Source organism: Shewanella hanedai (assembly GCF_007197645.1).
Lineage (GTDB): Bacteria > Pseudomonadota > Gammaproteobacteria > Enterobacterales > Shewanellaceae > Shewanella > Shewanella hanedai.
On sequence record NZ_VKGK01000004.1, the window covers coordinates 165,903 to 188,331 of the forward strand.

A 22,429-nucleotide genomic window follows, 5' to 3' on the forward strand; every position below is an offset into this window, starting at 1 on the left:
GATGGATAAAAGCAAAAGACGCTTAATTGGCAGTATTGGCGCCATCTCGGCAGGTGCCGTTATTGCACCTATCAGTAGTGCAAATGCAAGTGCTACAGTCATTATCCGCAATAACGAAGCAGCGGACCGTAAAGGGATGGTAGGTAAACGCTACGCCATGCTAGTCGACCTAAGAAAATGCGTGGGCTGCCAAGCGTGTACCATCGGCTGCAGTATTGAGAACCAAGCCCCAATAGGCCAGTTCCGCACCACAGTAAAACAGTATGAAGTCACTTTAGATAATGGCAGCACCGAAGCCAAAAATGTCACCAGCTTTATGCTACCTCGATTGTGTAACCACTGTGAAAATCCCCCTTGTGTTGCAGTATGTCCAGTGCAAGCCACCTTTCAACGTGAAGATGGCATCGTCATGGTCGACAACGAACGCTGCGTCGCTTGCGCCTACTGCGTACAAGCTTGTCCCTATGATGCCCGCTTTATCAATGAAGAAACCCTGACCGCAGATAAGTGCACCTTTTGCGCCCACAGAATTGAAGAAGGTCTGCTCCCAGCCTGTGTTGAAACCTGTGTAGGCGGAGCACGCGTAATTGGCGACATCAAAGATCTCGGCAGTGAAATAAGCCTGTTAATGGCCAAGCATAGACAAGAGATTAAAGTCCTAAAACCTGAAGCGGGCACCCAGCCCCATGTGTTCTATATCAGCTTAGATAATCAGTTTGTGTCGAATGTAGAGGGTAAAGCGGCCATCTACGATCCTAAAGGAGACAGAGCATGAACATTACCGAAATATTAGTCCCTCCCCAAGCACTCGCTTGGTTACCTTGGGCTGTACAGTACTTCTTTTATATCGGCTCAGCCTACGCTGCTGCGATCTTATTTGTCATCAGCTTCATCTGTCGCTCACACACCAGTCATCAATGGCGCAGTGCCTTAGTCTTAGTGATGGCGATATCTGCCGTGATTGGTCCTATCGCCCTTACTGCCGATCTGCATCAACCTGGTCGTTCGCTGCACTTCTTCCTGCACTTTACGCCTTGGTCTTGGATGTCGATTGGTTCACTGCTATTGCCAACCTTCTCAGGCTTAGCTGTGATCACAGCTTGGCTCTACTTAAGAGATGACATAGCTCAGCTTAAACAGAGCAGTAATATCTGGATTCAACGCCTGAGTTTACTCACGTTGGGGCAGTGGAAAACATCAAATAAACTGATGCTAAGCACCGCTTCACTGACGGGATTGTCTGGATTAACCATTGCACTCTATACAGGTTTAGAAATCGCAGTATTGGCCAGCCGCCCGCTCTGGCATCAACCCGCTTCGCCGCTACTCTGGTTTGTCACCGCCTTTATCGGCGCGATTGGACTATCAATGGTCATCGTTGCTTTGATGAAGAGTCAATCCGTCAAAAAACACGAGCGCATGAGTCTCACTGACCGTAAAATTATCAGACATACCTTAATCTTGATGTCTACGCTGGCGATGGTTTTTCTCCCTATATGGGCATCAAATCATGTCCACAACAACCTGTTTGATATCTACGAATGGCAACTCAGATTTGCCACTCTGTTCATCGGCTTTATTGCCTGCATCATTGTTGGCATATGGGTGACTCGCAGCACACTTAAACGACCACAACTCTTGCTATTTAGCCTAGTCACACTGCTGAGTTGTTGGTATCTGCGTTGGGTGACCATGATGGAAGTACAAACACTACCAAACTACGATGCTGGCCCTTATCCATATAGCTTACCCATGGGCCCTAATGGCTTACTGGGGATCTTAGGCATGCTCGGACTATGGCTAGCCATCGCCACTGTTGTCACTGAACTGCTCAACGTTAAGCAATCAACTCACACCCGCAAAAATCACGCTCACTCACACGAGGCATTAAGCAATGGATAATAAACGTCGTCAGTTTTTAAAATCAGGTTTAGTTGTCGGTGGAGTGGGCACATTTGCAGCAGGATACGCATCAACCACCAAGCATATGGTCCATGGACTGATTGAAGGTACCTCTGGAGAGAAAACCAAGCACCCACATTTTGGTAACTCACTGGATCCTGAATTTAAGGTCAACCAACAGGGGCGATTAATCGCCAATCCAGATCAAAGAGTCGCGCCTTCCATGTGCTTTGGTTGCTGGAGCTTATGCGGCGTTAGGGTACGAGTTGATAATAACAGCGATGAGATCCTACGCATCTCTGGTAATCCTTACCATCCACTGTCAAATGAGCATCAACTGCCGTTTGATACTCCAGTAAAAGAGGCGTATCTGTCGCTCACTGGCGAAGCTGGCTTAAAGGGTCGCTCAACAGCCTGTGCCCGTGGTAATGGCATGTTGGAGATCCGTAATAGTCCTTACCGAATCACGCAACCTCTCAAACGAGTGGGAAAGCGTGGCGAAGGCAAATGGCAACCCATTAGTTATGAGCAGCTATTAACTGAGGTCGTCGAAGGTGGAGATCTGTTTGGCGAAGGACATGTCGACGGCCTAAGGGCCATCCGAGATGTGAATACGCCGCTTGATAGTGAAAACCCAGAATATGGCCCTAAAGCCAATCAACTATTGATGACCAACGCTGGCAATGAAGGCCGAGACGATATCTTTAAACGTTTCGCATTCAACAGCTTTGGCACCCGTAACTTTGGTCACCACGGTTCATATTGTGGCTATGCATTCCGCGCCGGCTCTGGCGCCTTGATGAATGACCTTAAAAAGTTCGCGCACGTAAAACCTGATATCGAACATGCTGAGTTCATTCTCTACATTGGTATGTCACCCGCCCAAGCGGGGAACCCGTTTAAGCGCCAAGCAAGACAGCTTGCCACTGCCCGTACCCGAGACAATTTCGAATATCAGGTAATATCGCCCACGCTACCGAGTTCAATGAGCCTCGCCAGCGGTGATAACAACCGATGGCAGTCGATTAAACCCGGCACTGACTCTGCACTTGTGTTGGGGATGATCCAATGGATGTTCGACAATAACAGGCTCAACGATCGCTTTTTATCCCAACCGGGGCCCAATGCAATGCAACACGCAGGCACTGCCCACTGGTGTAACGCGACGCATTTGGTCATTAGCGATGCACAACATCCTCGTTTCGGCGCCTTCTTACGGGCATCAGAAGTTGGATTAACCTTCGAAGGCAAGCCTTTGTCGGACAGCGATCCCTACGTGATTGTCGATGCTGATTCCAACGCGCTTGGTTTGCATACCCAAACAGCGCCTGCTCAGCTATTTGTCGATCGCACCATTGAAGGCCCTAACGGAGACATTCGAGTTAAGTCTTCTCTGCAGCAACTTAAAGAAGCCACTTTTAAACATGAATTGAGTTTTTACAGTGAACAGTGTGGCATTGAGACCAATAAGATAATCGCACTTGCCGACAAGTTTACCAGTCATGGCACCAAAGCGGTGGTGGATACCCATGGCGGAAATATGCACAGTAACGGTTTCTATAACGCCTTCAGCATACTGATGCTCAATGCCTTGATTGGTAATATCAATCTTAAAGGTGGCGCAATGGCTAAAGCCGGCGGCTACCCAACATCAGGCAAAGGACCGCGTTATGATTTCACTCAATTCGAAGGCAAAGTACAGCCTAAAGGGATCTTCCTTTCTCGCAGTAAATTCCCGTACGAAAAAACCAGTGAATATAAGCGCCGAGTCGCCGCAGGTGAGTCGCCTTATCCAACTCGCTCACCTTGGTATCCGATATCTTCGCCCCTACTTACAGAGCATTTATCGGCGGCCATTGATGGCTATCCTTACCGACTCAAAGCGTGGATCAACCACATGGCGAATCCTCTCTATGGCGTACCAGGATTGGCGAACCTGCTAGGCGATAAACTCAAAGATCCAAAGGAGCTGCCTCTTATCGTGTCTGTAGATGCCTTTATCAATGAAACCACGGCATTGTCTGATTATATTGTGCCCGATACCGTGACCTATGAAAGCTGGGGCATGACCTCTCCATGGCATGGCGTGCCCACCAAGGCCGTCACAGCACGTTGGCCGATTGTCGAGGCGCGCACGACAAAAACCGCTGATGGACGTTCGATTAATTTGGAAAACTTCCTCATCGATACCGCAAAGATGATGGCGTTACCCGGTTTTGGCGATAATGCCATTGCCGATGCCAAAGGCAAATTACACGGACTGCACAGCGCCGAGGATTTCTACCTTCGCAGCGCAGCCAACCTTGCCTATGCGGCCAATGGAGTGCCACAAGCCTGTGGTGAAGATGTTTATTGGTCAGGTCTTGAGCGCTTATTACCCGACATGAAGCGGGTGCTTACCAGTGAGGAGCTAGGTAAAGTCGCCTATATATTTGCCCGTGGCGGGCGTTTTGAAGATGCTGAGAAATCCTATCAAGGCGAGCAGATGAAGCACAAATGGAGTAAGCCTCTTGCGATTTGGAACGAGAAAGTCGGCACTTCACGTAACACCATCACAGGCGAATACTACTCTGGCTGTCCCACTTGGCACCCACAGAAAATGGCCGATGGTACGCCGCTTGATGAGCAATACCCTAAGTCACAATGGCCGTTTACCTTAAGTAACTTTAAATCGAATATTCACAGCGCGGTGTCAAACCTCTCTCCACGCTTAAATTCGATTAAAGGGGTTAACCCTGTTTACATCAACCCTGTCGATGCGGATAAACATGGACTGAGTACCGGAGATATCTTTACCATCACGACGCCATCGAGCTCCATTGAGGCTATTGCGCTCATTGTTGATGGTGTAACACCTGGCACACTCGGGTTCGAACATGGATTCGGCCATAAAGAGCTGGGAGAACGCGCCCATTGGATTGGGGATACTCAGCAACCAGTGAAGATGAAAACAAGCGATGGAGTAAATATTAACGATTTGGGTCTAACGGATCCCACTCGCCAAGGTAAAGGTGTGCTACTCGACTGGGTTGTGGGCTCCGCAGCAAGACAAGCCTTGCCTGCGAAGATAAGCGTAGGGTAACGAAACGAAGTATTGAGTTAACGCTGGATGCTGAGTTTTCTCAGCATCCAGCGCAATACCTGTATCTTATGGCTATGGCTAGTCGCTCGACACTAGCCCTGATTCTTTTGCACTAACATCTCTTTCAGTTCGGCTATCTGGGCTTTCAACTCCACCACATCAGCAACGCTAGCGGGTTTATCGGCTTCAACACTTTTGCCTGATTCTAAAGCCAGCTCATCGGCCTCCTCATCACGCATGGCTTGGGTTTCCTGAGTCATCACATCAAGCACCGCTCCCACCATCATGTTCAAAAACACAAACGCGGTCAGGAAGATAAAGCTTAAGTAATAGATCCAACTCAACGGGTAAACCGCCATCGTTTCATACATCACCGAGGTCCATGATTCAAAAGTTGAAACCCTAAACAGGGTTAGCATGGCCACAGACACATCGCCCCAGAGGAAGTCATTAATATGAGCAAATAACATGCTGCCTATCGCGCCGTAAATGTAAAAAATCACAAACATCAGCAAGGCAATGTAGCCCATGCGCGGAATCGCTTTAAGCAGTGCGTTCACCAGCATTCTTAGCTCTGGAATCATCGACACCAGACGTAACACTCTAAAAATACGTAACAGTCGAGCAATCAAGATGCCCGAACCACCTGCCGGAATAAGGCTGCCTATTACAATGAGCGTGTCGAAGACATTCCAACCATTACTAAAGAATTTCTTGGGTCCATCACTGGCCAGAAAACGGATCACAATTTCGACGGCAAAGAACACCGTAATACCCACATCGAGTACCACCAGCGTTTGCTCTAACCAATAGGGAAGATGATAAGTATGGGCACCGATTGAAAGGGCGGAAACGATAATCACAAAAATCACAAAACCCTGAAAGGCTTTGCTGTTATCAATAAGCTTAAGCTTGCTCTGAAGGCCAGAAACATTTGCCAGCACGTCATTCTCCTAGAATGTATTCATTGTTTATGTATGGGTATTAAAGCGGGAATTCAAGACTAACAGACAAAGTGACTTGTCAGCCAGAGTCACAACCGAGCGAATCTAGCAGAGATTACTTAAGTTTGTCTTAATAAAAGAAGAGGGGGCAAACTGGTTTAGCAGAAAACGAGATTATAAAACAAGCTCAGAGTGATGAGTCATCACTCCAATCGGCAGTATCTAGCACGAGTCTGGCTAGTGCCTCTCGCTTTGCATAAACAGCCCCAAATTAGGTTCTGATTTAAGCAGCCAATATTTCAGTGATCTCATTTAAGTTGGCACTGACCCAAACACTATTGATGGGACCCCAAGCCTGGATACGATAATAGCCAGAATTGTTACGCTCACCATCCTGAATAAATTGGCATTCAATACCAATATCACCCAGTACAGCAATGGCATCTTGAAGCGTTCGTCTGGGCATGCCCGTTAACTTATTTAATGAGAGTAAATTGTGCTGTTCACTGTCGATATGATGCGCAAGATAGAGCTTACGTAAAAAGGCTTTCTTCTGTTTAGAAACTTCAATATCCAATGAGTACCTAACTGTGTTTAATTAATCCGATTTTATAAAGCCATGCTAACAGAGATAAATACCAATCAGTATAAATATAAAGGCCAGCAGTCCCTAAAAAAGCCCCAAGAAAATATCAAATGCAGATTTAGGGTGATCTGTATTAGCTACCTTGGGGCTTGAGTCAATATACCCATAGATCTGAGTATCAATGCTACTCCAGAGTTAACACCTCCCTGTTGTTAACAACTAACTTATCAAAAAACGATTACCGATTGGATCCGATAGATCATGTAAACCAAATTTGAGCATCTCACTCTCAGAAGGTGGCTCATTGCTCCATTTATTGCTGGGGGCTAAATTAAAATTTTGCTTCATTGATGCCAGCATCTCTGCTTGTTTAAAAGCGGCTATAAGTGGGTCAATCACTGGCACACCTAATATCTGCTGCACCTTTTCATATAAACCAAAATTACAGGTACAACCTAAGATCAACGCCTCCGCATGATCTTCCTCTATCGCCAACCTGCCCGCTTCGATAATTCGTTTAGTGGTCAGTTCGGTATCACATTGCAGTGAGTTTGCACTCATATCAATTGAGCGCATTGAGGCGAGATAATTTCCAAAACCATAGCGATGTGCCCGCTCCGTCATCTGCTCAATCCACTTTACTTGCCCCACAATCACAGAGAATTTGTTGGCAATATTGGCTGCGATTTGCATACTCGCCTGACACGGTGCAACCACAATGGCGTTTTGACAGATCTCTCGGCAATCTTCCAAGGCTAAATCATAGAAGCAGCCAATCACCATCGCATCAACACCATGGCTATCCCCCTCCTTAGCCACTTTAACTACATCCCCAATCACTAGAGATTCATAGAAACGGTATTCAAGATTATCCATCTTGGCTTCGGATCGCAGCGAGATCACCTCCACCTCGGTTCCCACTTCAGCAACCTGCTTTAGTGCCATCCCCATGGGTTCATCATAATGGGGTTGCGCGATGGGGTTTATCCAGCGAATACGAATTTTACGATTCTGACTACTCATGGCTTCCTCCCCGCATCACGCTGAATCCATAATGCTCCTTGGCGTACTCAAGGCTCACATAACCATTACGAATATCTTCAATTAACGAGGCGGTTTTTCGCTTCTTAGGATCACCAAAACCAGCACCATTTGCGGTAATCACTCGCACAATATCATCAGTATCAAGGCTCACTTCTGACGCCATGGCATACTCCTCCACTGCGCCATTGGTTCTAATCACTTCGACGCGATTAACACTGCCATCTTCGCCGTTATTTAACCCCCAAGGCGCAATCTTATTGCGAGTATAAGCGCAAGTTAGAAAGCTATTATCGGAACGAATAACGTAATCAATCACCACCCCTTTACCACCACGGAACTCACCAGCCCCAGCATCTTCATCGTTAAGTGCCACTTGACCCACAGTCACGCCATAACGGGTCTCTGCGATTTCAGCTGGACAGTTGAAAGTATCACCGTGCATGGCGCAGAACATGGCATTCGCACCATCAAAACCATCTCCCGCTCCCCAACCACCGATTTCAGGTTCGATAATAGAGTAATGTTGTCCAGTATCAGGATGCTTTCCGCCCATGATGGTGGCACAAATGGAAGAGAAGTTACCGCTTGGGAGGCTGTCGGTGATTTTTTCAGCCAAACAACGCCAGATGAGATCGTTAAGACGGATCATGGTTTCAAAATAGATCCCACAAGGCCCAGGCTCCCTAACATCATAAATAGAACCCACTCGGGTTTTAACGTCCAGTACTCTAAAGCAACCGCCATTAGCCAATTGTCTGTCACCAATCAAGCCCATTAATGCCATTTGGCAAGCCAGCATAGTGCCATCTCTTGATAGGTTTATCGGCAAAGCACTTTGTTCTGGCGCTTGAGTTAAATCGATAATCAGGCTTGTACCTGCAACCTCAATAGACACAAACAAGTGGCTACCATCGTCTTGCGCTTCATTAATCTCATACTTGCCATCGGGTAGCGCCTTTACGGCTTTTTCTGCCATCGCTTGCCCTAACTCAAGATAGCTATCAACGGCTTGAATATAAGTCGATTTACCGTATTTATTCATCAAGCTTAGAATGCGTTTGCTACCCAGTCTAAGGGCTGATATCTGTGCCCAAAGATCACCTTTGAGAAAATCAGGCATCCTAGAATTAGCCGTTAGCATGTCAAATACTGACAATATAGGTTCATCATTCACAAACAGCTTCACCGCAGGAATACGGATCCCCTCTTGGTAGATCTCCGTCGCATCCACAGACATCGACCCAGGTGATTTACCAGAGACATCATTCCAGTGAGCAATATTCACCGCCCAAGCAATGATCTCTTGCTCCATAAAGACGGGCTTGATGAGCACCACATCATTGAGGTGAGTCACACCGCCATAATAGGGGTCGTTGGTAATAAAGATGTCGCCGTCGTTAATCTGCTCTGGCTCAAATTTAGCAATAATGGCTTTAACAGATTTATCCAAAGCGCCCACGAAGGCGGGAATACCCGCACCGGCACTCGCCAGTTCTCCTTTAGGATCGGTAATGGCGGTTGCCATATCGAGCACTTCATAAATAATGGGGCTCATGGCCGTTTTAGCGATGGTGTAAAACATCTCATCACTAATGGAACGTAATGAATTTTGAATGATTTCGAGTGTGATGGGGTCGTTATTAAGCATGCTCGCCTCCCTTGTTTTTCAACAGCTCAACGATGACATTGCTGTACTCATCGAGAAATACGGTTTGATTAGGGTGAATAACAATGGTGGTGCCTGTTTGCTCGATAATGGCGGGGCCTGAAAAAGCCATCATCGGCTCCAACAGATCACCGTCGTAGATGACTGAGGTATGCACGCCATCTTCGGCGTAATCCACTTCACGCTCGCCTTTAATGGTTTCAGCAATTAAGCGACCACTTTGCTGCTGCTTCGGTAGCTTCACTTTGCCCACATCGGCTTTACCCACGAGATGTAAGCCAACAAGTTCAATCTCATTATCTAAGTTGTAGGTGTATTCCTGCAGGTAAAGCTGCTGAAAAGACGCTCTTACTGCTTCGATTGAACTCTCATCAAGTACCCGAGGTAAACTGACCTCAATTGAGTGCTCTTGATTCTCATACCTAAATCGGCCAAAAAATTGAAAGGTCGTTTTATCTGAAGTGAGATTTTCACTAATGAACTCGCTCTCTAACTCTTGATATAGCAGAGCCATCTGCTCGTTGATAAAAGGGAGTGTTTGATCATCCCAAGCACTTAAATAGGTCAATAATCTGTCTCGACGAATGTCAGACATCATCATCCCCCAAGCGGAGAACACTGCTGCAGTAGCAGGAATAATCAGCTTTTTAATACCCAGTTCAGCCGCTAATGCCGCTGCATGCATCGCCCCACCGCCACCAAATGCCACCATGGTGAAATCTCGTGGATCATGGCCACGATTCACCGACACCAACTTAAGGGCGTTGACCATATTGTTATTTGCAATTCGCACAATGCCACGTGCCACATCTTGGCTGGAGATCCCTAATGGTTTGGCGATCTCCTCAAGTGAAGTTTGCACACTCGCCATATCGGCTTTTAACTCTCCACCACAAAAGAACTCAGGGTTAATACGCCCCAGAGCAAGGTTGGCATCTGTCGTTGTGGCAGCTTTGCCCCCTCTGCCATAGGCAACAGGTCCTGGAGATGCACCCGCACTTTGGGGCCCGACATGGAGTTTATTAAAATCATCGACCCAAGCAATCGAGCCACCACCATTACCGATCTCAACCAAATCAACCACTGGCACCATGATCGGATAACCCGCTGAGACATTGCTTCTCTCGATGTAATAATCTGAAGTGATCTTAACTTCACCATTATTAATCAGTGCACATTTGGCTGTAGTACCACCAATATCTAAGGCGATAAGGTTGGGCTCATTGATGATTTTACCCAGCTCCGCCGCTCCCCAGATCCCGCTGGCAGGGCCAGACTCCACCATGGTGATCGGAATTTGCTGTGCAGATTTTAAAGTATCAACACCGCAATTTGACTGCATCACATAGAGTTGCCCAATAAAGTCTTTTTCCAGTAGCCCATGATGTAATCGGCTTAAGTATCGTGATGCAATAGGCTGCACATACGCTGACAACACAGTGGTGCTTGTGCGCTCATACTCCCGCCACTCACGGGATATTTGGTGAGAGCAGATAACATCAAACTTATCCGTTAATGCCGTGATCGCATTGGACAGGGCGATTTCATGCTGTGGATTTTTATAGGCATTCAGTAAGCAGATAGCCACCGCTTCAACTTGATTATCCTCTAACTCCTTAATGATGTTCGCCAAAGGAAGTAAACCTAAAGCTTGAGTGACCTCACCTTGATAATTAATGCGCTCGTTAACTTCAAATCTTAAATGACGAGGCACGTAAGCGATTGGCTTTTGGTAATTAAGATTAAAGAAGTCAGGTCGGTTTCCTCGACCTATCTCCAATACATCTCTAAAACCTTGGGTGGTGATCAGCGCCGTTTTCGCCCCTTTTCTTTCTGTTAAGGCATTAATAACCACCGTCGTACCATGGGCCATCACGTCAATTTGGTTAACATCGACGTTAGCTTTTTCCATGACATTCAATACACCCTGCTCAAAATTTGGCGGAGTCGTATCGACCTTGGCGGTTTTTAGCTGCTGTCTCCCAGTTTTAGGATCTTCACTTAAATACACTAGATCCGTAAAGGTTCCCCCCACATCAGTGGTAACAAAGACTTTATCTTTCATAGCTATGCCTTTCGTAAGTAAGTCTTTCATGAAGAGCCCTCCTCTAAAACAGGCAATAAAAAGGCGATAACGAACCAGCTATACAGCGCTTCAAACTGAGCAAAGTCGCAATCGAGGTATGCATTTTCACTGGAGAGAATATTCACGGTTCCAATGACTTTCTCCTCAACAATGACAGGCCAGTTAATCACCGCCCCTAAACCCATTGATGCGATAAGCTGATGATCAAAAAAGACCTCTGCCAGCGCTTTCTCGGTATTGCCGATAAAGGGCTCCCCCACTTCAAGCACCTGCGTACTCCAGCTATTGTCTTCAATATGCTTATAGCCGCCGATAGGATATTGAGCCGGCGCTGAGCTATATATTCGTTTAGCTAACTGACCTTGATGATCGATCAAGGTTAAGGTGAATAACCTGATGGAATAGTGCTTAGCCAGCTCCTGATTGAGAGCACTAAACACGTCACTGGCTGGCTTGTCTTTAACAGTGTTAGCCAGTTCACTCGGTAAAAAAGGCATCATGTTTACTCCATGTTCCAACGCAGTTCGATACCAAATGTGCGCTCTTGAGCTGGATGAGCAAAACCACCTAATACCCACTCAGCTAAGTACTCTTCATTACCTAAGTTTTTGGCCCAAAGATTAACGCTCCAATCGCCTTCATCACGGTTGAACCCTAATCTTGCATTCACCAAGTTAATGGCATCACGGGGACTGCTATTAGATGGATCCCAATACTGCTTACCTCTTTGCTCCCAATCTAGCGTCAGGGTTGAGAGCCAACCGCTGAAGAGTTCAGCGTGAAGTTGAGTACCAAAGTTGATGGTATATTCAGGAACATAAGGTGCCTTATTTCCCACATCACCCGGATTTAAGCTGTAGGCTTTAATCTCACTTTGCGTCATGCCAAACGAGCCAAACAGATCGATGTTTTCATGAACTGAGGTTTTGAAATCAAACTCACCACCAATCAGTGAAACCTCATCAATATTGGTCAACACCTGTGCCCCTAGAGAGCCGATAAACACAAAGTAATGTTGGTTATCGATACTGGTATTAAAAAGTGAGGCATTAAAACGAGTTGAAATATCCGGGTAGAGACCTTTTATGCCCACCTCAAAGTTGCTCGACTCTTCCGCTTTATAGAGATCGCTCACGCCCTCTAGTCCTGCGGTTGCCGCAAGTGCGCCTACACCACTTTGGTTAAAGCCGCCGCTTCTGAAGCCCTCTGAAAAATTGGCATAAAGATTTATATTGGGTAATCCGGTGTACACATAGGACACCTTAGGCTGGAACTTACTGAAGGTTTTTTCGCGCACTTGACCTGAATTAGCATCAAATTTCACTGGAGCACGGTTGGTTTGCTCTCGAGTATCAGAATCATAACGCCCTGACACACTCAACTCTTGAGTATCCGTTAAGTCATAATTAAATTGAGCAAATAACGCATAAGCTTGGTTATTGTTGTTGTCGGCTAAAAAGACCGTTGCAGGACTAATATCATCATTAATAGGCGGTGTTTTCTCAACTCGAGGGATCCCTTTACCAAGATCTAAACCATTAAACGATGAGATAAAACGATCTGTCTGCAAGTAATAAAGACCCGCTATCCAGCGAAAATCATTGTCATCATCGGAGGTAAACCTAAGCTCAGCACTCTGGGAACTGGTGTCTAAATATTGAGTTTGCACGCCGTCGAATACATTGGGCCCAAAAGGTGATGTGGCTGAGATATTACGACTATAGGGAAACTGATCACCCGATAGAAATTCAGTTAATTCATCGGCTGCGAGGATTAAACCTGCGGTCACATCTGAGATATTCCAATCTAGCTTTAGCGATGCAGAGGTGATTTGGCGATCATTCTCACCAACGTTATTCGCTTCTATCTTTGAGCTAGTGTCATTCGCATCATTAATGCCATGCAGAGGCTGGTAAATGTAGTTAACAGCGCCACCTTCTGTTTCTCCTCGTGCGATACGTAAATCAGCGGAGAAATCATCACTGGGCTCCCATATAAAGCGACCTCTGATGTTTTTATCACTTTGAAAATCGACTTTCTTGTTCAAATAAACATTATCAATCAAGCCATCAAAGTCTTTGTAAGAGGCGGTAATACGGTAATTTATCGTATCCGTCATTGGCCCACTTACCGCACCAGACAAGGCTTTTAATCCACCGTTACCAATATCTAACTCGGCGTAACCCGTTAACTCATCTGTAGGGGCTTTGGTGGTGATATTGATTGCCCCGCCAATCGCGTTGCGGCCATAAAGCGCCCCTTGTGGCCCTTTTAGGATCTCTATCTGCGCAATATCGTAAAGGTCTTGGTTAAATTGATTAGGGCTAATCTGCAATACCCCATCAACCGAAATCGCAACCGGTGACTCACCATTTCGAACTTGGGTTAATCCCCTGATAGTGATAAAGCTAGTACCCGCATTTTGCGCCTCAACCATAGTCATGTTTGGCGTAAGCGAGATAAAGTCGGCTGCGCGCTCTATGCCTAAATCTTCAATATCTTGCTCACCAAAGACGGTGATAGACATTGGCACTTCTTGTATATTCTCTTTACGTTGCCTAGAGGTAACCTCAATCACCTCCATGCTGTTTTCTTGCAAGTCGGTTTCTTTTACATCAGCTTCTTGGGACTCATTCTCTGCTGCTTGCAGTGAAAAGCTCACTAATGACGCTGTTAGTAGTGATGTTACGGTCAGGACTTTTGAATATATGGTCATCTCTCCCCCTTATCGATCTGCTTTGTTCACGTTCAAATGTGACTAAAGTGTTGCAATCCGCTAAGGTTTGTTCAATAAAGAGAAAGGGTAGCCAGTCAGACATTCTGATAAAAACTACCCTATCGGGTAGTTATGAGTGGGTAAGTGTGTTTCGACGGGTTTTTAGTATTTAATAGAATAGATAATAATAAGAAAAGGGAACAAAGGTTTGCCAAAAAGACCAACACCTAGCTTTCTGATACAGAAGTTTAAACCGCCTCAACAACAGATAAAACTGTCGATGAGAACCGCTTTGCTTGAGCAATTTACTCAAGCAAGCACCAAGGCTTTAATCACTGCTGTCAGTCCTGCTGGTTACGGTAAATCAACCCTGCTCTCGCAATATTTTGAGATTCTAACAAAGCAAGATAATGCCCAAGTTATCTGGATTGCCATTGATCCTTCAGATAATGAACCCAACCGTTTTTTTAATATCTTTTGCCATGCATTGGTTCATCATAATATCGCCGATAAACAATTGATTAATCGGGCAAGCAGCATCTCAGCCAACACAGATTATGAATCCTTTTTTATCGACGTTATGGCCATCTTGCATGAGATTAATCAGCCTGTTTATCTGTTTATTGATGACTTCCATTTTCTATCAGACAAAGTAATTTTGCATTTTTTCAATCAAATTTTGCAGTACGGCCCCCAGCAACTACAACTGATTATTGCCAGCCGAATACAACCAAGATTAGAGATAGGCAATCTACTCGCCAGTGGGCAGATGTTAATGCTGCAACCAGAGCATTTTAAGCTCAGTATTGATGAAGCGATTCAGCTCTATGGAGAGCTGTTCAGCCAAAGTGAAATAATGGCATTTCATCAAAAAACTGAGGGCTGGGTAGTCGCGATGCAGTTGATCGCCATTTTTCATCAGCAACACCCAGAAATTGCGCTCACCAGTCTGCTCACGCAATCCATCGATATTCTCGATCTCTATATGTCTGAGCAGATCTACCATAAGCTAGAGCCTGAAGTTCAGCGCTTTTTATTGCACACCTCACTCTTAGACAGATTTGATCCATTAATTGCCAATGATGTGTGTGAGATTGAAAACTCAGCTCATTTAATGTCGCAAATCATCCCCTTTAGCTCTTTGGTGATCCCCATTGATAGCCAGCAAGGTTTCTTTCGTTATCACCATCTGTTTGCTGACTTTCTAAAAAAACGGCTACTGCTGGAGGTGGGAGAGCAAACCTGTCGAGACTTAAGGTGTAAAGCCGCCAAATACTACGCCAACAATGACTACTTTGAAGAAGCCGTTAACCAGTATATTCGTGCAAATCACATTGAATTAGCCGTCGCACAAATAGCGTCAGCTGGAGGCTGGGAGTTGATATTAACCCACGGTATTGGTTATGTAGAATCACTCTTAAGCCAATTTAATCGTGAGCAGATAACAAACTCCCCGACCTTAGGGCTAATACAGTGTTATTTATACTTAAAGCTGGGTGAAGTAAATCAAGCCTCTATCGCCTACGAGCTCGCTTTTACCCTATTCAACGAATACCAATTACAGAACAAACCCAGCTCAAGTCATTCTCGTGATTTTACCATTATTAAAATGCTGATTGACCTGTATTTAGACCGAGGCACCAACAGTGAACTCGTTGAATCGTTAACCGAGTTACTCAAGTCCCTTAAAGATAATGACCATTTGGGTCGAGGCATAGTACTCGCAGGGCTCGGGCTTATCCATAACCAGTTGGGGATGTTTGATGATGCTGAGTCTGCTGCATTGGCCAGCCATCAGCAGATGCAACTGGCCAATTGCTGGGTAGGCATTAACTACAATATTTTTCATCAAGGGCAAAGTTTGGCTTATCGAGGTCAACTGAATGAAGCCCTGAGTTTATTTAAACAAGCCAGCCAAATGGCCAAAGAACACCTTGGTTTAGATAGCGGGTTACAATCCATGGCGAGCTGCCTTAAAGCCGATATCCATTACCAGGTTTACCAGATAGACAAAGCACAAGAGTTGCTCGCAAGCGGCATTAAAGTACTCGAAAGTAAAGACTGCTGGCATGACATTTATGCGGTGAGTTTTAGGTTGGCCATCAATCTTGCGATCGCCCACGATGATCACAACGAATGCCAGCGGTATCTTCAAAGAGGCTACCAAGTGGCTCAGTCGAGACACTTGGTGAGACTGGAAAAACTGCTCGATGTACTGCGTTTAAAGGTCACCGATAAATTTTGTAACCTCGATACCTTTAACCAATTAAACAGCCAAATCATTCGAGAGCCTTACTGGCAAGATCCACAGCCTATGTGGTTTGTAATCAGTGAATATTATTACGTCATCGCCAAGCACTATTTATCACGCAACATGAGTAATCAAGCACTCTCCTACAGTAAAAAACTCAATGAGATTGCTCAAAAAAATAAACAAAAAATAGATCAGGTCAAAGCCCTTGGGATTCACTGCTTAGTCCAAAGTGCCACAGGAGATGAAAAAAAAGCACTCAGCTTAGTGACAGAAATGCTCAACTTAGCCGCCGATATAGGCTGTAAACAGGTCTTCTTTGAACTGCCTCACCAAATAGAGGCACTACTGCTTAAGCTCAATCTGAATATCGATGAGAGTGACATCAATCAGATGAGTAAAACTTTGCTCATTTGGTTGATATCAGAACTCAAAAAATCCCATAACACCCAGAAAACCCCTTGGGATCTCTCATCACGGGAGCAACAGATCTGCCCCTTACTCTCTAAAGGGTTTACCAACAAACAGATCAGTCTCGCTATGGGAATTTCAGAAAACACGGTGAAGTTTCACCTTAAAAATCTGTTTCAGAAACTCGGTGTCATCAACCGACAGCAAGCAGTGCTTACTTTGGCGAATCTTGAATAAACTTCCAATTTTCATTTAATTGTAGGGAAATATGTCTACCTCTAGAGCTACAACACAAGTTGCTGATATAGTCAGTCACATAATAAAAAATGGATATCGATTATGCCTGAGCCAGTAAACTCTGTAACAGCGCAACCGGAAATGGAACTAAAGCCAGAAAATATCACTCATAAACCACTCCCAGAGCGTGATTGGCAAGGCTTCGACCAAATACCATTGACCCCGATTGAGAGCCGCTATGTCACCCAGATTTTAATCGAAACTGGCGCAGTGGCCCTATTCTTTATCACTGCCATGTCGAGTTTTCTGTTCATCGGTGCTGAAATCCCACTGCTTATCATGGCTGTTATCATTCCGGGCATGTTTTTTATCGCCACTTTTATTATCTGGATCAGAGTCAGCCACGCAAAATCCATTGCCTATGGTGTTTGCGATCATGAGCTCTTGCTGCAAAAAGGGATCGTCTGGTTCAAGCGTGTCTCACTCCCCTACACACGCTTACAACACATCAGTCTTTCTCAAGGTCCACTAGAGCGAAAGTTTGGCCTTAAAACCCTAAAATGCTTTAGCGCTGGTAGTGGCAGCGCCGAGATTGAACTCCCCGGCTTAGAAAGTAAAACCGCTGAGAAACTGAGACAACACCTGCTGAGCATGGCGGGGAAAGCGTCACAAAGCGGCGAATCTTTATCAATTGAAGCGAATCAAAACAGCGAACAAGAATTTAGTGAGGCATATCAAAGCGAGAGTGTTAATGCGGCTGAAATCCCCTCTGTAGAGCAACATCAACAACAAAAATCTGACGACTCCCAACTTGAGAACCAAACAGACACCGACAATAAGATTGCAAGTAACACAGAAAAGTCCGCTGATAATGACAAGCACTAACTCACAAGCTTCAACCGTAAAATGGTCAGGCCTATCTCCATGGTCAATTGTCAGCTATATCTTCAATACGATTCGGCAAGTATTAAGTAATGGCTATGCCATTATTCCGTTTGTGTATACTGGCTGGCAAAAGGGCTTTGACTCGCCATGGTTTATCGTAGGCGCAGCGGCCGTAGTGACAGTCGTCATCACATACGCCATCGTGCAATGGGCCATGTTTCGTTATCGTTTATTTGATGACAAGCTCGGGGTTCGACACGGATTAATTTTCAAGAAAGCCAATGAGATCCCCTTAAGTAAAATACAAAACGTGCGACTTGAGCAGCCCCTCTACTTCAGACCTATGGGGCTCTACAGCTTAGTGGTCGAAACCGCAGGATCGAAAGAAGATGAAGCTGTACTGGCAGCGGTAAGCTATCAAAGAGCCATGGAGATAAAGCAACATCTGGTTTCCGACATTCTGCCTAGCGTCGGCTTAACGGCATCACACTCAACAAAATCTAGCTCACCGTCAATCGCAAACGACAGCCTTGAACCTCAGGAAAAAACCTTAGTCGACAAGGGAGTTAAAGACCTGCTTCTTTTCGGTTTATATCAAAACAACCTATTTTGGTTTTCCATTATCGCGGGCCCTATTTTAAGCCAATTTGATTGGAGTGATGTCGTTCAAACTCAAGTTGCCAAAAATGCACTGGATTGGTATTACTTAGCCATTGACAACAACTTGCTCAATCAAATCCTGTTAATTACCACTCTTGTTATCGGTTTTTACCTGCTTCTGTCTTTGATATCCATGGCCGCATCGGTACTTAAATATTATCCTTATCGCTTAAGTCTAAGTGGTAAAACCCTGCATAGAACTGGCGGTATCATCGCCAAACAAAATGATGCACTGGCACTGCGCAGAGTTCAGGTCGTTCGTTTTTCTCAACCGATAGTAGCTCGACTGTTAAAGCTCTGGACTCTTAGCTTTAAACAAGTCAAAGGAACTGAGGTCGAACAAAAAGCGAAAAAGCATATGTTGATCCCCAGCATGAATAGGCAAGAAATTACTGACTTAATGCCAGCGATTAACGGTGCCGGGAGCATCAATAAAGTACTGCCCACTAACTATAATCCAATACACATAGGTTGGTTTTGGCGCCGAGCTCTGCTCCCACTTATTATCCCTGCTGTGAATACAATTGGTATGGGGCTCAACCCCATGACAGAAATGTTGTGGGTCGCAGGATTTTCCTTCACTGCCGGCCTGTACTTAAGATATCGTCAATGGGGTTACCTATATAACGACGATACTTGCTGGATACACACTGGGGTATTAGGCCAGTCTTGGCACCTAATCTCCCTTATAAAGGTGCAACATGTGGCAATCACCCAAACAAAAGGTCAGCGCAAGCGTGGCGTTGCCAATCTCGAGCTGGGTCTAGCCAGTGGTACCCAAACCATCCCCTATATGCCAGTTGAAGATGCTCGAGTTATCGCCGAACGAGCCCTTGCTATCACAGTAAATAATCCTAATAACTGGATATAAATGGCTATTACTTATCAGGGTAAGTGCCAAGTCCAACAGCCTGAAGATATGAAATAAAGGAGAGTACTCTTGAATTCCAATAAGCAATTACCAACACAGCTTATAACACCCGAAACCATCATCAATTTTTGGTTTGAAGAGATAAACCCTAAATGTCATTGGGTTAAAGACCATGACTTTGATGAGCAACTTCGCACCAGTTTCGGTCCACTACTTGAGCAAGCCAAAGCTGGCGAACTCTATCACTGGCGTGCGACACCACAGGGGCGATTGGCCGAGATAATTGTATTAGATCAGTTCTCCCGTAACATCTACCGCGATACCCCCCAAGCTTTCGAAGCGGATCCTATGGCATTAGTCTTAGCCCAAGAAGCGGTCGCATTTAAGGTAGATCAGGAGATTAACGCCACATACGTCCCCTTTCTGTTTATGCCCTATATGCACAGTGAATCGGCCAAGATACATGAAATCGCAATGGTGCTATTTAAACGTGAAGCTGCACAGGTGAGTTTAAGTTTTGAAGAGAGACATAAAGCGATCATCGACCGCTTTGGCCGTTACCCCCATAGAAATCAGATCTTAGGGCGCTCCTCCACAGCTGATGAGTTAGAGTTTCTGTCTCAACCAGGATCTTCATTCTAGACATCAAAGATAACCTTGCGGATAGCGAATGTTGAATGTCTAAATCGGAGTTAAACCTAATTAACGCTGGCCACACTAGTTAACCAGCGTCCAGTTTCCTAAAATGCGTTAATTCAAGTGATAAGATCTTTGTGTATAATTCCCGTCTTAAAAGTAACCGATTGATTTTAAATTTAAAAAATATTATGCATGATAAAAGACATAAATTAATTTAAGTCATCAACATTATTTACATTAAATTCACATTACATACCAGCAACCATTCTGTTACATTTATCTTGTTCGCATCGTCCCTTAACAGGCTAAAAACAAAAATAAGAACAACGATCATGAATGGAAAAAAACTAGCGCTATTAAGCGGATTGCTATTAACAACGGCTTGTACGTCCACAACTAAAACTAAAGATGTATTACCTTTAACAACGAATTCGCCGGTTTTACAATCGCCTGAAGAGGAAAAGCTGCTGAGAAAGTCACAGCGGGCGCATGATGAACTTGTCGAAAAAGGATTAATAGTTCGAAATGTCGCAGCTAATAATTATGTAGCAAGTATTGCTTCAACATTGGCACCTGCCTTTAACCATCCCAAAATAAAGCTCAATTATTACATCTTAAAAGATGCCTCCGTTAATGCCAGCGCATTGCCCAATGGTAATATTTATCTCAATGTAGGACTTATTACTAAACTCGCGTCTGAAGAACAACTCGCTTTTGTTATCGCCCATGAAATCGCCCACGTTGTTAAACGTCATGGCCTTTTAAAAACCATCTCAAGTAAAAATACCATTGCTTCTTCGCATGTTGTAAACATGTTTTTGATGGGCACTAATATTATTTATTTTGCAACCTTGAATGATTTAGCTTCATTTAGTCGTGAAACCGAAGACGAAGCTGATTACGAAGCGATGAAAATTATTGCACAAACAAACATAAACCTAAATGAAGGGGCGGAAGCCATTAGGCGGTTAAAACAGGTCAAACATGCTAAAGAAAGCTCTTCCATATGGGGCTCTCATGACAGCATTGAAGATAGAATTGATACTTACTATCAAAGGGTTGAACAGCATCAATGGAATCTATCGACGTCAGAACCAGCAATTGAAAACTATCAAATATTTCGAGCTGAATTGGCAAAGCAAGTCATTGATATAAGAATAAGAAACAAACAATTTGAATTGGCAGAAGATGTTATTTCTCAGGAACTAGAATTAGCCCCCAAAAATGCAATGTTGTATTTTTATTTAGGGGAAGTAAATCGCTTAAAAGTACAAGAATTTGAAGCCGCTGCGAAAGAGTACTCTTGGTTATATGATCAAAAAAATGATGAGCAACTAAAGGCTTTGCTTCGAGAGAATCATATTGCTTATCTCGACAGTGCCAAACAGAGCTACGAAAAAGCTATCGCTATAGATGAAACATTTACCCTAAGCTATCGTGGCTTAGGAATGTTGGCGCTTGCTGAAAATGAAAAAGAAAAAGCAAAATATTTATTTAACAAGTATTTAAAAACAGATGGCATTCGAGACCGTCGATATATTGAATCACTAAGAGATAGTATCTAAAGGGAGTTTAAAAATGATAAAAATAATTAAGAGTCTGCTATTACTAAGCATTTTAACTTGGTTAAGCGGTTGTGCTCAAACAACAGTTAGGCATCATGAAGATTTTCAAGAAGTTGCTCGAAACATAGAATCTGTAGTCATTATCCCTGCAGACGTAGACGTAGAACTAATTGTATTTGATGGTGATAACGAAAAGTTAGTTGATAAGGAAAAAATAATTCAAGCTGAAATTCATGCACTTGCAAAGGCTAAGTTAGAAGCTGAAAACTTGAAAGTTATCGATTTTGATTTCAAAAAAGAAGCTGAAAATGATGAAGAGTTTGCTTATGCCTTAACTCAGGCCCGCGAAGCCTGGGATATCTCAAAAAAAGACATGTATAAAAAGGGAGTAGTGGGAGAGAAAGATAAAGCTAACTTTCAAACTAACCTTGGTAGCGTACTAAACATTATTGCAGAAAAAACGGGGGCTGAATCAGCTCTATTAGTGCATTTTCGCTCATTTGAAAAATCAAAAGGTGTGATTGCAAAAGATGTAACCTCTAGCGTATTAATTGGAGTATTGACTTTGGGAGCTGTCATTCCGATTCAAGCTACCGAAGGTTCTTTTATTGACGTTGCTTTAGTTGAAACAACTGCTGGTAAGGTTGTTTGGGCAAATAGAAAAGTCGGAGCATCCTCAGACTCAAGTGCACTTCAATTTGCACTTAAAGAATTACCAGATTTGGTTTGGGAAACTGAAGTTGTTGCTGAAGAGCAAGCTAGCGCCTTAGCAAAAGAGGCGTCTACAGCACAAGTAGAGTCAGCACCTCAAAAAAATTAACGTAATAATTAAAAAGATAAAAGTGTCTAGGAAACAGAAGGCTTGCCATAACTCACCGTTCCTA

Annotated in this window: 16 protein-coding genes; 9 read left to right on the plus strand and 7 right to left on the minus strand. The window is 44.4% G+C overall.

Annotation, left to right across the window (positions count from 1 at the left end; all coding sequences use genetic code 11):
• Window position 1: 1 nt before the first annotated feature.
• From dsrO to FN961_RS05335, 3 genes are read left to right on the plus strand one after another with little or no spacing between them, the layout of a single operon-like run.
• Window positions 2–775, plus strand: coding sequence for a sulfate reduction electron transfer complex DsrMKJOP subunit DsrO (gene dsrO / locus FN961_RS05325; RefSeq protein ID WP_143563516.1), 774 nt, complete (start codon window positions 2–4; stop codon window positions 773–775).
• Window positions 772–1,902, plus strand: a complete 1,131-nt coding sequence (gene nrfD, locus FN961_RS05330; RefSeq protein WP_143563517.1) for an NrfD/PsrC family molybdoenzyme membrane anchor subunit — start codon at window positions 772–774, stop codon at window positions 1,900–1,902. Before dsrO ends, nrfD begins: the two co-directional genes overlap by 4 nt.
• Window positions 1,895–4,984, plus strand: coding sequence for a tetrathionate reductase subunit A (locus FN961_RS05335; RefSeq protein ID WP_143563518.1), 3,090 nt, complete (start codon window positions 1,895–1,897; stop codon window positions 4,982–4,984). Before nrfD ends, FN961_RS05335 begins: the two co-directional genes overlap by 8 nt.
• 92 nt (window positions 4,985–5,076) lie before the next feature.
• Here FN961_RS05335 and FN961_RS05340 read toward each other — a convergent pair whose 3' ends face one another.
• The 7 genes from FN961_RS05340 to FN961_RS05370 form a co-directional block, all read right to left on the minus strand.
• The gene (locus FN961_RS05340; RefSeq protein WP_143563519.1) at window positions 5,077–5,928 is read right to left on the minus strand and encodes an ion transporter; all 852 of its coding nucleotides are present in this window, start codon (window positions 5,926–5,928) and stop codon (window positions 5,077–5,079) included.
• 283 nt (window positions 5,929–6,211) lie between these two features.
• Window positions 6,212–6,505, minus strand: coding sequence for a winged helix-turn-helix domain-containing protein (locus FN961_RS05345; RefSeq protein ID WP_143563520.1), 294 nt, complete (start codon window positions 6,503–6,505; stop codon window positions 6,212–6,214).
• A gap of 228 nt (window positions 6,506–6,733) precedes the next feature.
• The gene (locus FN961_RS05350; protein WP_143563521.1) at window positions 6,734–7,537 is read right to left on the minus strand and encodes an aspartate/glutamate racemase family protein; all 804 of its coding nucleotides are present in this window, start codon (window positions 7,535–7,537) and stop codon (window positions 6,734–6,736) included.
• Entirely contained in the window at window positions 7,530–9,206 is a 1,677-nt protein-coding gene (locus FN961_RS05355) for a hydantoinase B/oxoprolinase family protein (RefSeq protein ID WP_143563522.1), read from the minus strand. Before FN961_RS05355 ends, FN961_RS05350 begins: the two co-directional genes overlap by 8 nt.
• Window positions 9,199–11,319, minus strand: a complete 2,121-nt coding sequence (locus tag FN961_RS05360) for a hydantoinase/oxoprolinase family protein (RefSeq protein WP_229814666.1) — start codon at window positions 11,317–11,319, stop codon at window positions 9,199–9,201. Before FN961_RS05360 ends, FN961_RS05355 begins: the two co-directional genes overlap by 8 nt.
• Window positions 11,316–11,810, minus strand: coding sequence for a GAF domain-containing protein (locus tag FN961_RS05365; protein ID WP_143563523.1), 495 nt, complete (start codon window positions 11,808–11,810; stop codon window positions 11,316–11,318). Before FN961_RS05365 ends, FN961_RS05360 begins: the two co-directional genes overlap by 4 nt.
• Before the next feature lie 2 nt (window positions 11,811–11,812).
• Window positions 11,813–14,026, minus strand: coding sequence for a TonB-dependent receptor (locus FN961_RS05370; protein WP_143563524.1), 2,214 nt, complete (start codon window positions 14,024–14,026; stop codon window positions 11,813–11,815).
• A gap of 208 nt (window positions 14,027–14,234) precedes the next feature.
• Here FN961_RS05370 and FN961_RS05375 point away from each other — a divergent pair, with 208 nt between their 5' ends.
• From FN961_RS05375 to FN961_RS05400, 6 genes are all read left to right on the plus strand, one after another.
• A complete protein-coding gene (locus FN961_RS05375) occupies window positions 14,235–16,925 on the plus strand; it encodes a winged helix-turn-helix domain-containing protein (RefSeq protein ID WP_143563525.1) in 2,691 nt (896 codons plus the stop codon).
• A 102-nt stretch (window positions 16,926–17,027) separates the two neighbouring features.
• Entirely contained in the window at window positions 17,028–17,810 is a 783-nt protein-coding gene (locus tag FN961_RS05380) for a PH domain-containing protein (protein ID WP_143563526.1), read from the plus strand.
• Window positions 17,797–19,341 (plus strand): PH domain-containing protein, encoded by a 1,545-nt coding sequence (locus FN961_RS05385; RefSeq protein WP_143563527.1) that lies wholly within the window; start codon window positions 17,797–17,799, stop codon window positions 19,339–19,341. The genes FN961_RS05380 and FN961_RS05385 overlap by 14 nt, the downstream gene beginning before the upstream one ends.
• 69 nt (window positions 19,342–19,410) lie before the next feature.
• On the plus strand, window positions 19,411–19,983 hold the full coding sequence (locus tag FN961_RS05390) for a DUF924 family protein (protein ID WP_143563528.1): 573 nt from the start codon (window positions 19,411–19,413) through the stop codon (window positions 19,981–19,983).
• A 329-nt stretch (window positions 19,984–20,312) separates the two neighbouring features.
• Window positions 20,313–21,545: a M48 family metallopeptidase gene (locus FN961_RS05395; protein WP_143563529.1), complete on the plus strand. Its 1,233-nt coding sequence runs from the start codon at window positions 20,313–20,315 to the stop codon at window positions 21,543–21,545.
• Window positions 21,546–21,558: 13 nt separating this feature from the next.
• On the plus strand, window positions 21,559–22,365 hold the full coding sequence (locus FN961_RS05400; RefSeq protein ID WP_143563530.1) for a hypothetical protein: 807 nt from the start codon (window positions 21,559–21,561) through the stop codon (window positions 22,363–22,365).
• Window positions 22,366–22,429: the final 64 nt, after the last annotated feature.